Consider the following 11431-nt stretch of genomic DNA (forward strand, 5'->3'; position numbering starts at 1 on the left):
AGTGACGTCGCATCAGTGTCGGCGGGGGCGGCACCGTGCCCGAACGGTCCGTCCCCGCCGGCTGCCCGACCGAGGGAGCCGCGATGACCGTGCCGCCGGAGTGGGACCGCCGGATCGAACTGCTGGAGCTCTACAAACTCGCCGTGGAGATGGCCGACCGGGTCTCGGCCCGCCGGGGCACCGCCAACACCTTCTTCCTGTCCGTGCAGACCGCCCTGGTCACCCTCATCGGTTTCGGCATACCCAAGCTCTCCGAGTCCCCGTGGTGGGTGCCGACGGCCGTCGCGCTGGCCGGCATCACCCTGTCCGTCGCCTGGTGGATGCAGCTGCGCAGCTACCGGGACCTCAACGCCGCCAAGTTCCAGGTCATCAACGCGCTGGAGGAGGAGCTCTCGGCACGGATCTACACCGACGAGTGGGTCACCCTCAGCAGCGCCGCCCGCCGCGGCCGGTGGCACAAGCACTACACCGAACTCGGCACCACCGAGCGGGCCGTGCCGGTGGTCTTCGCGGCAGCCCACCTGATCCTCCTCACCGGCACCCTGGTCACCGGCACACTGGGCCCATGAGCCACCTCGACCCGATCGCCGACCTGATCCGCGACAGCCTGCCCTCGGAGGCGAGACCCCCCGAGGGCGCCGACGACCTCTTCCGCCTCTACGCCGTCCTGCTCCAGGCCAAGGGCGAGGAGGTCACCGACGAGGACGTCCACAACGCCTGGACCGCCTGGACCCAGTCCACCGACGACACCCACAGGTCCCTGGTGCCCTTCGACGAACTCGACGCCCGCACCCGCGCCCTGGACACCCCCTACACGCTGGCCATCCGCACCGCCGCCCGCAAACTCCACCACCCGGCCGGCTAGGCCCTGTCCGGCTCCCGGCGGCGGCCCGGCGGTCCGTGACCGTCGGGCACACCGGCTGTCGGGCACCCGGCCGTCGGGCACCCCGGCCGTCGGGGAGGTTTCCCCAACCGTCCTCCCGGGCAGTCGCTGCGGTTTCACGAAACCTCCACCCCGGGTGGCGGCATCGATCGGCCGTCACCGGGTAACCGGGGCGTTCGACCGTGCCGACACGAGGAAGGGAATCCGATGGTCACGCCCACTGGTGAACTGACCGTTTCCGCCGCTCCGACGACGGGTGAGCCGTCGTCCCGCTCGGCCGCGCCCGACACAGGACTGCGCGAGCTGCTCCCGCCGCAGCTCGCCGCCGTCGACGACCCGCGGGAGATCGCCCCCGCCGACGCCCGGGAGCTCACCCGGGTGCTGCTGCGGCGCCTGGGCACGCTGGAGGAGGGCACGCGGGAGTACTCCTACGTCCGCGCCACCCTGGTGGAGATGAACCTGTCCCTGGTGCGGTTCGCGATCCGCCGCTTCACCGCGCACCGCGAACCCCAGGAGGACCTGCTGCAGGTCGGCGCGGTCGGCCTGATCAAGGCCATCGACCGCTTCGACCCCGAGCTCGGGGTGGAGTTCACCACCTTCGCCATGCCGACCGTCCTCGGCGAGATCCGGCGCCACTTCCGCGACACCACCTGGGCCGTCCACGTGCCGCGCCGCCTCCAGGAGCTGCGCATCGTCCTGGCCCGGGCCCAGGAGAAGCTGGCGCAGGAGCTGGACCGGGCCCCCACGGTGGCCGAACTCGCCGCGCACCTCGACCTCTCCGCGGAGGAGGTGATCGAGGGCCTGACCGCCGCCAACGCGCACACCGCGGGCTCCCTGGACACCGGCGCCGAGGACGACGACCGCCCCGGCCCGCTGGCCGGGCGCCTGGGCGAGGACGACCGGGACCTCGCCCTCGTCGAGGACCTGGTGGCGCTCAAGCCGCTGGTCGCCGCGCTGCCGGAGCGCGAACGCCGCATCCTGTCGATGCGCTTCTGCGAAGACCTGACGCAGTCCCAGATCGGTGAACGCCTCGGACTGTCCCAGATGCACGTCTCCCGGCTGCTGAGCCGCACCCTGCGGCGCCTGCGCGAGGGGCTGGAGGACGCCTGACCGGTGCCGCGGGGAGACCGCCCGGGCGGGGCCGGTTCACGCCCCCCTGCTTGGCCGACGGGCGCGACCTCCGTATGGTCGGAGGGCACGGACATGGAGGGGACGACGATGATGCCATCCGACAACGACCGGTGGGCCACCGCGCCGGCGGCCACCGCGCCCCGGGCGGACCTGGCGGTGCGGACCCGGCCCGGAGCCGGCGGCGCGGCGGTGTGCGTCCTGGAGGGCGACCTCGACATCGAGACGCTCGCGCCGGCCGCGGACGCGCTCACCGCCCTGGTCGCGCAGCGCCCCCGCGCGCTGGTGATCGACCTCGCGCAGGTGGGCTTCTGCGATTCCTCCGGCCTGAACCTGCTGCTCAGGACCCGTCTCGCGGCGGGGGAGGAGGCGGTGGCGCTGTACCTGGCCGCGGTGTCGCCCACCGTCATGCGGGTCCTCGAACTGACCGGCGCACAGGCGGTGTTCTCCCTCCACACGTCGGTCGAAGCGGCCCTGGCGGCTTGAGCCGGAGCCGCCGGGGCCCCTCGGCGGGCCACGGGCCGGGTGCGCCGTTCGGGCGCGGCCCGGGGCCGGCGCGGTGCATAATCCCGAATGCGCCGGGAAACCGACCATGCGACAACCGCGTCGATCCGAAGGGGTGCCCTCACATGACGATGAGCCGGGGAACCCTGGACGGTGATCCGCACCGGGCCGGGCCGGCGCTGCCCCCCGGCGGCCAGCGCCGGCGGCTGACCCTGGCGGGGCTCCCCAAGCCGGTCGCCCACGCCAGGACCTTCACCCTCCGGGCCCTCGACGACTGGTACGCGCCCGCCCTGGTGCCCGCCCGCACGCCGGACGCCCTGGCGCTGGACGCCCTCGTGCCCGACGCCCGCCAGGGCGTTGCCGCGGACGTCGCCGCGGACATCGTCCTGCTGGTGGCGGAACTCGTCGCCAACGCGATGCTGCACGGCGACGGCCCGCTGGAGCTGGTCCTGGACACCGCCGGGGAGCGGCTGCGGGTCGAGGTCAGCGACCGCAGCCCGGAGATGCCCGCCCCGCGCCTGCCGCACGAGCCGGCCCTGCCCGGCGGTCACGGCCTGGTCATCGTGCGGCGCATCGCCGACCGCTGGGGCGCCCAACCGCACAGTCAGGGCAAGACGATCTGGGCCGAGTTCGACGTCCGGCGCCCGGGCCTCGGCTGACCCGCCGCCACCACCCGTACGCGTCGGGCCCGGTGAGGGAACCCCCTCACCGGGCCCGACGCCGTTTGCGGCCCGTCCGCCGCCCGCCCGGCCGGAGCCGGCAGGAATGGCCGCGCCGCGCCGGGACAGACGAGCAGGCGACACCGGGCCAGGCGGCGCTGCCCGTCCGGCCGCCCGGGACGCGGAGCCCGGCGGGAGAGCCCGGGGCAGAAGGGAAGTACGGACGATGTGGTGGAGTCTGGTACGCCTGGCACTGGCGGGTGCCGCGGCGGTCCTCTTCGCGAACGGCCTGGACCGGATCGCACAGTTCGCGGTACGACGGCTGGCCGCCCGCAGGGGCAGCACCGGGGTGCCGCTGTTGGTGCGCCGGTGCCGGATGCCGATCCTGGCGCTGACGGCGTCCCTGCTCCTGCTCGGCGCCCTCCCGTGGGTCGCCGCGCCGCCCGCCGCCCGCGAGGGGCTGCGCCACCTGGCGGTGATCCTTGCCATCGCGGCCGGCGGCTGGCTGTGCGCCCGGGTGGTGGCCCTGCTGGTGGACAGCACCCTGCGGCTCGCCGTGCACCGCCGCGACCCGGCGTGGGCCGGGCGCGCCCGCACCCAGGCCGACCTGCTCGGCCGGATCGGCCAGGCGATCGTCGCCCTGGTGACGCTGGGCGCGGTCCTGATGACCTTCCCGGCGGTGCGCGGCATCGGCACGAGCCTGCTCGCCTCCGCCGGCCTGGTCGGCGTGGTGGCCGGTGTGGCGGCCCAGAGCACCCTCGCCAACGTCTTCGCGGGCGTCCAGATGGCTTTCGGCGACCTCGCCCGGATCGGCGACGTCGTCGTGGTGGGCGGCGAGTGGGGGACGGTGGAGGAGATCACCCTGACGGCCGTGGTGATCGAGACCTGGGACCAGCGGCGGCTGGTGATGCCGATGTCCTACTTCGTCGGCCGCCCCTTCGAGAACTGGTCCCGCCGCTCCAGCCGGATCACCGGCACCGCGCTGCTCCACCTCGACCACCACGCCCCGATCGCCCTGCTGCGGGAGGAGTTCGACGCGTTCCTGGCGAAGAACGGGCTGTGGGACGGCGAGGGCAGCGCCCTGCAGGTGGTCGACACCACCCCCACCACCATCGTGGTCCGGGTGCTGGCCACCGCGGCGAACGGCGCAGACGCCTTCGAACTGCGCTGCGAGCTGCGCGAGCACCTGGTCGGCTTCCTGCGCGACGAGCACCCGTACGCCCTGCCCCGCCTGCCGGTGGCGGACGCGCCCGGACGGCACCCGCAGGTCCCCGACCCCCGGGCCGCCGACGACGCGCCCCGCCCGCCCCGGGGCGGGCCCCGTCCGCCCCAGGACCCGCCCCGGAGGTGACGCCGGGCTTGATCATCCGGCGTCACGTCCGCTGTACAGCTCGGGGTCTCCGGGCGGTTGTCGGGGGAGGGAGGCGGCAAGGTGGGAGGTCGACGTCATCGACCGCTCCCGCACCGCCCGGACCTTCCTGGTCGGCGACCTCGCCTACGGGGACGGGCTGCGCGAGGTGCGGGTCGCCGCCGGCGACGACCGCACCGTCGACCTCACGGTGGGGCCGGAGGGCTGGTACGACGTCGTGGTGGGCGTCAGCGACGACCTGGCGTTCCGCCGCATCGCCGGCCGCTTCCCGTGGGACGACCGCACCGTGACGGACCCGGCCCTCGGCCTCGCCGACCCGCTGGCCGTGAACGTCGCCCTCGGCGCCGCCTCCGCCACCATCGACGAACCCGTCCTGCTGCCCGGCCGCCCGGCCAGGGTCACCGCCACCTTCACCGCCGGCGCCGCGCTCACCCGGCTGGAGGCGCAGCCGGTGCTCCCGCCGGGCTGGACGGCCGCCGCCGGCACCCCGCCGCCCTGGCCGCCGGTGCCACCGCCACCGCCGCCTGGGAAACATCCGCCTGGACACCCGTCCGATCACCGGCTGACCCCCGCCCGCCCCGCCCCGGCCCCGCCGGTCGCCCTCCGCGACCGGCGGGGCCGGGGTTCATCCCCGTCCGTCCGCTCCGGCGCCGGTGAGGAGCGCGTGCACGGCGGCGGCCATGGTGTGCCGTGCCTGTTCGACGCTCAGGCCGCCGTCGCGCCAGTGGTGCCAGGCGCTCCACGTGGTCACCGCGTCCAGGGCGTTGAGCAGGTCCGTGCGGGCGGGCCCGGGGAGCGGGTCGAGTTCCGCCGCGAAGACCTGCGCGAGCCGCAGGCGGGCGAAGTCCAGCATCTGCCGGACGGCCTCCAGGACCCGGGGGGAGGGGTTCTCCAGCCGCATGACGGCGAGCCGGGCCGGGGTGACGCCCTCCAGGATGCGCGCGCGCTGTTCGGCGAGGGCTGCCACGCGCACCTCGCGCGGGCCCTCGGTGGGGAGCGGCCGGATCTGGGCCGCGAGCTGTTCCAGGCGGCGGTCGACGGCGACTTCGGCCAGTTCGGCCATGTCCGCGAAGTGGTGGAACACCAGCCGGCGCGAGACGCCCGCCCGTTCGGCCACCTTGTCGGCGGGGAAGTGCGCCTGGTTCTCGTCGAGCAGCGACAGCACGGCGTCGGCGATCTTCTCGCGGGTCTGGCGCCCACGTTCCGTGCGCCCGTCGGGGACGGGCGCAGCGGCCTCGGTCCGTTTCACGTGGGCTCCTCGCCCTCTCGTTGACATTGTTGCACCGTGAGTGCAAGTGTACGCGTTGCACTGAGAGTGCAATGAGTTTGGCGGGGGCCCGATCGCGCCTCCCGCCGCACGAGAAGGGCTGTCCGTCGCCGATGTTCACCACTGTGGGGCGCTGGTGCGCCCGCAGGCCCAAGCGGGTCGTCGCGGCCTGGCTGCTGCTGGCCGCCGCCGCGCTCACCGCCCTCGCGACGTTCGGGCGCGTCACCAGCGAAGCCGTCTCCATCCCCGGCAGCGACAGCCAGGCCGCGAAGGACGTCGCCGACCGCGCGTTCCCCGCCCCGGCCTCCGGCAAGCAGCCCGTCCTGCTCCACACCCCGGCCGGCGGCCCCGCCCTCACCGACCCGGCCACCGCCGCCGCGGTGCGCAGCGCGGCCGCGGCCGTCGCCGCCGTCCCGCACGTGGCCGCCGTCACCACGCCCTACGACCCGGCGGGCGCCGGCGCCATGAGCGCCGACGGCCACACCGCCTACCTCTCCGTCGAACTCGACGTCACCGGACGGGAGGTGACGCCCGCGACGACCGATGCCGTGCTCGCCGCGGCGGCCCCGGCCACCGCCGCCGGCATCGAGGTCACCCCCGGCGGCTACCTGGCCGCCGCGGTCGACAAGGGGAGCACCGGGCGCAGCGAGGCCATCGGCCTCGGCGCCGCCCTGGTGATCCTCACCCTCACCCTCGGCAGCCCCGTCGCCGCCGCACTGCCGCTGCTGGCCGGCGTGATCGGCCTCGGCATCGCGCTGCCCGTCCTCGGCCTGGCCGGCCACCTGATGGACGTGCCCGAGGCCGGCGAGACCATCGCCGCCATGATCGGCCTGGGTGTCGGCATCGACTACACCCTCTTCGGCCTCACCCGCTTCCGGGACCTGCGCGCCGCCGGGGCCGGGATCGAGGACGCCGCCGTGCGCACCACCGCCGGCTCCGGCAAGTCCGTCGCCTTCGCCGGCAGCGCCGTCGTCGCGGCCCTCGCCGGACTGGCCCTGGGCGGACTGCCGCTGCTGTACGCCCTGGCGCTCGCCCCCGCGATCGCCGTGCTGACCGCGCTGGGCGTGAACCTCACCCTCCTGCCCGCGACCCTCGTCCTGCTCGGCCGGCGGCTGACCCCCCGGCCGGCCGCCCCGGCCCCCGCCGGGCGCCCGCGCGGCTGGGGGAGGATCGCCGCCCTGGTCGCGGCCCGGCCCTGGCCCCTGCTGCTGGTGGGCCTGGCCCTGCTCGGAGCCCTCGCCGTCCCGGCCGCCCGCCTGCACCTCGGCCAGCTGGACGCCGGCAGCAAGCCCGCCGGAAGCATGAGCCGCACCGCCTACGACCGGATGGCCGCAGCCTTCGGTCCGGGCTCCGACGGCGTGCTCCAGGTCGTCGACGTCCTGCCCGCCCCGGCGCCCGCGGGCACCGCCGACCCCCGGACCGCGGCCGTGACCACCGCGCTGCGCGGGGCGGAGGGCGTCGCCGCCGTCAGCCCGCCCGCGCCCGCCGCCGACGGCCGCACCGTCCGCTGGCAGGTCACCCCGGCCACCGCCCCCGCCGACCCCGCCACCACCGCCCTGGTCCAACGCCTTCGCGCGCAGGTGCTGCCCGCCGCCACCGCGGGAAGCGGCCAGGTGCTGCACGTCGGCGGCACCCCCGCCGCCCAGGCGGACCTCAACGCGCGGATCGCCCGGCGCATGCCGCTCGTCGTCGGCTTCGTCCTCACCGTCGCGGGCCTGCTCCTGCTCCTGGCCTTCCGCTCGCCGGTCGTCGCGCTGAAGGCCGCCGTGATGAACCTGGTCTCGGTCGCCGCCGCCTACGGCGTGCTCACCGCGGTCTTCCAGCAGGGCCACGGCGCCCGGCTGATCGGCCTGGAGGGCGCCGTGCCCGTGCCCGGCTACGTGCCGCTGCTGATGTTCGCCGTGCTCTTCGGCCTGTCGATGGACTACGAGGTCTTCCTGCTCAGCGCCGTGCGCGAGGGCTACCTGAAGGAACGGGACAACCGCCGCGCCGTGGTGGCCGGACTCGCCGGCACCGGACGGATCATCAGTTCGGCCGCCCTGATCATGGTCGCCGTCTTCCTCGGCTACCTGCTCTCCGACGACCCGGTCGTCAAGATGTTCGGCATCGGCCTGGCGACCGCCGTCGCCCTGGACGCCACCGTCGTCCGCGGCCTGCTGGTCCCCTCCACCATGGTCCTGCTCGGCGACGGGAACTGGTGGCTGCCCCGGTGGCTCGACCGCCTCCTGCCACACATCGACATCGAGGGCGACGGCTCCGGGGAGCACCCCGCCGCGCCGCACCCCGCCGACCCGTCACCCGCGACCCGGTGAGCCCCGCGGGCCGACGCCCGCCGACCGCCCGGGCCCCGCAGCCCCACCCTTCCCCGACCCGATCCACCCGCCAGGAGCAGTTCCCGATGCACCCGCACCCGCGCCGCCTGCCGGCGCTCACCGCCGTCGCCCTCACCGCCCTCACCGCCGGCGGTGCCGCCCTCGCGGCGCCCGCCGCCCACGCCGCCCCCGACTGCGGGCGTGCACCGCTCCAGTACTCCGTCGACGGCGGCGCCCACTGGACGGCCGGCGCGACGATGCCCGCCGAGTCCGCCACCGTCCAGGTCCGACTGGCCGGAGAACCGGCCGCCGGCTGCGACTACCACGTCTCGCTGGGCTCCTACGAGGCCCAGGGCCCGACCTGGGCCACCTCGGGCCGCCAGGCCTTCCTCGGCTGGGCGACCACGACGCTCACCCGCGAGCACTACCGCGACACCCTCGACGTCACCGGCCACCTGCCGCGCTGCTACGGCGAACTGGCCCTCTACGCGGTCGGTGAGAAGTACGACGGGAGCGACAGCGACCACCCGCTGCCGCACTACCCGGACGAGCCGTTCTCCGGCCTGGCGATCGCCTCCTGGAACGGCGGTACCGCCTGTGCCCCCGCGCCCACGGCCAGCCCGACGACCCCCGCCCCGGTGCCGTCCACCCCGACGACCGCCCCGACCACCGCAGCCCCGACCACCGCAGCCCCGACGACTGCCGCCCCCGCCCCCGTGCCGTCCCCGACCGGGCCGGGCACACCGTCCCGGACCCCGACGCCCGCCCCGACGCTGGCCGCCACCGGATCGGACGACGGCCTGCTGACCGCCGCTGCGCTGGGCGCCGTGGTCCTGGTCGCGGCCGGCGGCGCGACGCTCCACGTCGGCCGACGCCGCTGACGGTCCGGCGACGAACGGGCGGCGGCCCCGCGCCGGGGCCGCCGCCCGGCGCGGGGCCGACGGCTCAGCCGGCGTCCGGAGCGGCGTCCACGGCCTGCCCGGCCGCTACGCCCGCTCGCCCTCGCCCTCGGTGTCGAGGTGCGGCAGGATCCGGTCCAGCCAGCGCGGCGTCCACCACGCCTTCGCCCCCAGCAGCGTCATCACCGCCGGCACCAGCAGCAGCCGCACGACCGTCGCGTCCACCAGCACGCTCACCGCCAGGCCCAGCCCCATCATCTTGATCACGATGTTGTCGCTGACGATGAACGCGGCGAACACACTGACCATGATCAACGCCGCACAGGTGATCACCCGCGCCGTGATCTCCAGCGCGTGCGCCACCGCGTCCCGGCTGCGCCCCGTGCGCAGCCAGGCCTCGTGCACCCGCGACAGCAGGAAGATCTCGTAGTCCATGCTCAGCCCGAAGACGATCGCGAACATCATCATCGGCACGTAGCTCTCGATCGGCACCTTTCCCGCGACCCCCAGCGCCGGCCCGCCCCAGCCCCACTGGAACACCGCCACCACCACCCCGTACGAGGCCGCGATCGACAACAGGTTGAGCACCGCCGCCTTGACCGCGACCAGCAGGCCCCGGAAGACCACCAGGATGACCAGGAAGGCCAGCCCGACCACCACCGCGATGATCAGGGCCAGCCGGCTCGCCACGATGTCCAGGAAGTCGACCTGCGCCGCGGTGTTCCCGGTCACGTACGTCCTCGCCCCGGTGCCCGCCACCGCGTCCGGCAGCACCGTGTCCGACAGGCGGTTGACCAGGTCGGTGGTGGCCCGGTCCTGCGGCCGGTCGGCCGGGACGACGGTACCGAACAGCACCGCGCCGTCCGGACTGGTCTGCAACGGCGTGCTGCTCGCGGCGCCCGGCACACCCGTGAGCGCCTGCTGCACCGCGGCCGGCACGCCCGGCCGCGACCCGGCGGGCACCGCGCTCTGGTCGACGACCACGGTCAGCGGCCCGTTCGACCCCGGACCGAACGCCGCGGACATCAGGTCGTAGGCACGCCGGTCGGTGAAGCCGGTGGAGTCCGCGCCGTCGTCGATGTGACCCAGCTGGATGGAGAACAACGGGATCGACAGCACCGCCAGCACCGCCACCCCCACGGCCAGGTACCGCCACGGGTTCGCCTCCACCCGCCGGGCGTAGCGGTGCCAGCTCCCGCCCTCCACACCCCCGTCACCGCCGGCCTCGGCGACCGGACGGCGCACGCACACCCGGTCCATCCGGCGCCCGATCGACCCCATCAGCGCCGGCAGCAGGGTCAGCGCCCCGAGCACCGCCGACACCACCGTCACCGCCGCCGCCGCACCCAGCTTGGCGATGAAGGAGATCCCCGACACCGACAGCCCGGACAACGCGATGATCACCGTGCAGCCGGAGACCAGCACCGCCCGCCCGCTGGTGGCCACCGCCTGCCCCGCGGAAGCCACCGGATCCACCCCGTCCATCAGGTTCTGCCGGTGACGGGTCAGCAGGAACAGCGCGTAGTCGATGCCCACCCCGATGCCGATCATCGTCGCCAGCGTCGGCGCGACCGTCGCGAAGGTGGACAGCGCCGCGATCAGCCCCAGCACCCCCAGCCCCACCACCGCCGCGAACAGCGCCGTCAACAGCGGCAGCCCGGCCGCGACGACACTGCCGAACCCCACCAGCAGCACCACGATCGCCACCGCGAACCCGATCGCCTCACTGGCCCGGTCGTCCGGCGCCGGCCGGGCCAGCTCGCCCAGCGGCCCCCCGTACTCCACCTGCACCCCGGCCTGCCGCAGCGGCGCCACCGCCTCGTCCACCCCGGCCAGGTACTCGGTGCCCAGCAGCGTCGGCGCGGTGTCGAACCGGACGGTGATGTACCCGGTCGTCCCGTCGGCGGACAGCGGACCGCCCGGCGGGGACGGCTGACCCGGCGGCGGCAGCGGACTCTGCACCGACACCACGTGCGGCAGCTGCTGGAGCGAGGAGACCGCCTGCGCGATCTGCGGCTGGAAGCCGCCCAGCTGCGCCGGGTCGTGCAGCACCACCTGCGAACTGGTGCCCGCCGCGGCCGGCTCGTGCGCCTGCAGGACGTCACGGCCCTGCTGCGCCTGGGTACCGGGCAGCGAGAAGTCGTCGGAGTAGGCGCCGCCGATCGTCCTGTCGGCGGCTTGCACCCCGGCCAGGGCGACGATCCACAGCACGATGACGATCACCGTGTGGCGGGCGCACCACTCGCCCAGACGGCGCAGCGCCGCCCGCTCGGTCGGGCTCGCGGCGGCCGGAGGGGCTTGGCGGGCGGACGGCGGCATGGACGACTCCCGGGTCTGCTGCGCGCTGGTGCGCCGGATCGGCGCAGTGTTCCCGACGGCGCGCCGCGGCCACCGGTACCGGCGGGTAGTC

At 75.5% G+C, this 11431-nt stretch carries 10 protein-coding genes; 8 read left to right on the forward strand and 2 right to left on the reverse strand.

What is annotated here, in order from left to right; genetic code table 11:
• Window positions 1–83: 83 nt before the first annotated feature.
• The 6 genes from AB0D10_RS13460 (at window position 84) to AB0D10_RS13485 (ending at window position 4525) form a co-directional block, all read left to right on the forward strand.
• Complete coding sequence (locus AB0D10_RS13460) at window positions 84–569, forward strand: hypothetical protein (protein WP_360255084.1); 486 nt, start codon at window positions 84–86, stop codon at window positions 567–569.
• The gene (locus AB0D10_RS13465) at window positions 566–865 is read left to right on the forward strand and encodes a hypothetical protein (RefSeq protein ID WP_360255087.1); all 300 of its coding nucleotides are present in this window, start codon (window positions 566–568) and stop codon (window positions 863–865) included. The genes AB0D10_RS13460 and AB0D10_RS13465 overlap by 4 nt, the downstream gene beginning before the upstream one ends.
• Before the next feature lie 225 nt (window positions 866–1090).
• Entirely contained in the window at window positions 1091–1993 is a 903-nt protein-coding gene (locus tag AB0D10_RS13470; RefSeq protein ID WP_360255089.1) for a SigB/SigF/SigG family RNA polymerase sigma factor, read from the forward strand.
• Window positions 1994–2101: 108 nt separating this feature from the next.
• On the forward strand, window positions 2102–2497 hold the full coding sequence (locus tag AB0D10_RS13475) for an STAS domain-containing protein (protein WP_360255092.1): 396 nt from the start codon (window positions 2102–2104) through the stop codon (window positions 2495–2497).
• 143 nt (window positions 2498–2640) lie between these two features.
• Window positions 2641–3174 carry an ATP-binding protein gene (locus AB0D10_RS13480; RefSeq protein WP_360255095.1) on the forward strand — a complete coding sequence of 178 codons (534 nt, stop codon included), beginning with the start codon at window positions 2641–2643 and terminating at the stop codon, window positions 3172–3174.
• A 226-nt stretch (window positions 3175–3400) separates the two neighbouring features.
• Window positions 3401–4525 carry a mechanosensitive ion channel family protein gene (locus AB0D10_RS13485; protein ID WP_360255098.1) on the forward strand — a complete coding sequence of 375 codons (1125 nt, stop codon included), beginning with the start codon at window positions 3401–3403 and terminating at the stop codon, window positions 4523–4525.
• 643 nt (window positions 4526–5168) lie between these two features.
• On the opposite strand, the gene AB0D10_RS13490 is transcribed toward AB0D10_RS13485, so the two are convergent.
• A complete protein-coding gene (locus tag AB0D10_RS13490; protein ID WP_360255100.1) occupies window positions 5169–5792 on the reverse strand; it encodes a TetR/AcrR family transcriptional regulator in 624 nt (207 codons plus the stop codon).
• Window positions 5793–5923: 131 nt separating this feature from the next.
• Between AB0D10_RS13490 and AB0D10_RS13495 the strand changes: the two genes are divergently transcribed.
• Both AB0D10_RS13495 and AB0D10_RS13500 read left to right on the forward strand, forming a co-directional pair.
• Window positions 5924–8122 carry an MMPL family transporter gene (locus AB0D10_RS13495; protein ID WP_360255103.1) on the forward strand — a complete coding sequence of 733 codons (2199 nt, stop codon included), beginning with the start codon at window positions 5924–5926 and terminating at the stop codon, window positions 8120–8122.
• A gap of 86 nt (window positions 8123–8208) precedes the next feature.
• Window positions 8209–9003, forward strand: a complete 795-nt coding sequence (locus tag AB0D10_RS13500; protein ID WP_360255105.1) for a hypothetical protein — start codon at window positions 8209–8211, stop codon at window positions 9001–9003.
• Between the two features lie 105 nt (window positions 9004–9108).
• Here the strand turns inward: AB0D10_RS13500 and AB0D10_RS13505 are convergent, their stop codons facing one another.
• On the reverse strand, window positions 9109–11340 hold the full coding sequence (locus AB0D10_RS13505) for an MMPL family transporter (RefSeq protein ID WP_360255108.1): 2232 nt from the start codon (window positions 11338–11340) through the stop codon (window positions 9109–9111).
• Window positions 11341–11431: the final 91 nt, after the last annotated feature.

Origin of the sequence: Kitasatospora sp. NPDC048545, assembly GCF_040651155.1 — a bacterium.
Taxonomy (GTDB): Bacteria; Actinomycetota; Actinomycetes; order Streptomycetales; family Streptomycetaceae; genus Kitasatospora.